The organism is Variovorax sp. P4_D9 (assembly GCF_056401695.1).
This window is the reverse complement of sequence record NZ_JBFUIU010001588.1, coordinates 1-949: the sequence shown is the minus strand read 5'-3', so window position 1 is coordinate 949 and position 949 is coordinate 1. Positions and strand designations below refer to the sequence as shown.

Here is a 949-nt window from a genome sequence, read left to right as displayed (position 1 = left end):
AGCTTGAACCATTCGTCCCGTTGTTCTCCAACCTCATCCGGGAGCATTACGAAGTCGCCCACTGCGATGGTGTCAGGCCCATTGGCTTGCACCGCTACCTTGGCTTCGCGTGTGCTGCAGTCCAACAGGAAGATCGGAAATTCATCCGGCGCCCCCCTGAGAACCGCCTTCACCTCGTGGACTTCCTCGACCAACTCGATGTGAAGGACGTCATCGAGGTCGCTGTACTGACCGAGATCGCATCCCGCGGCTGCGGCAAGCGAGCCAAGTGACAGGTTGGTTGTGGAGCGGCCTGTCATTGCGCCTCCGTGGCTTCGACAGCGACTTCGGCTTCGGCATTCGCGTCCCGCACCGCGGTCGTCGCGCTTACCAAGCAATGGCCAGCGTCCAGATTCATGAGGATCACGCCCGATGCGGAGCGGCCCGTCTCGAGAATTTCCTTCACTGCGACACGATTGCTCACGCCGTTCGACGAGAGAATGATGAGGTCCTGCTCTTCGGTAGCGCCCATCGCGGTGACCAGCATGCCGGTCTTGGTGTTTGCCTTGAAGGCGATCACGCCGCCACCGGCGCGGCCTTGGACCGGGAACTCGTCCACGGCGGTACGCTTGCCCACGCCGTTCTCGCCAACGCACAGCAGGTGCAGGCCATTCGAGCCACCGTCCGGAACGATTGCGGCGCCGACGAGCGACTCGCCCTTATCCAGCTTGATGCCGCGAACGCCGGCGGCTGTGCGACCCATCACGCGGACGTCGGAAGCTTCGAACCGAATGGCATTGCCCGAATCGGCCACCAGCATCACGTCGTCTCGGTCCCGGACTGCGAAGGCGCCGATCAGCACGTCACCATCGTCCAGGCCGACACCCTTCACGCCGCCCTTGCGTGTCGCGCCGTCGTAGTCCTCGATCGCGGTGCGCTTGACCTGGCCGCTGCGAGTGACGGTCAGCAC

At 63.5% G+C, this 949-nt stretch carries 2 protein-coding genes; both read right to left on the bottom strand.

The annotated features are described in order from the left end of the window. Positions 1 to 299, bottom strand: a 299-nt coding sequence (locus tag AC1DY5_RS57095; RefSeq protein WP_478122951.1) for a hypothetical protein, incomplete at its 3' end; no start/stop codon positions are given. Beyond that, positions 296 to 949, bottom strand: a 654-nt coding sequence (locus AC1DY5_RS57090; protein ID WP_478122950.1) for a DNA gyrase C-terminal beta-propeller domain-containing protein, incomplete at its 5' end; no start/stop codon positions are given. The genes AC1DY5_RS57095 and AC1DY5_RS57090, both read right to left, overlap by 4 nt.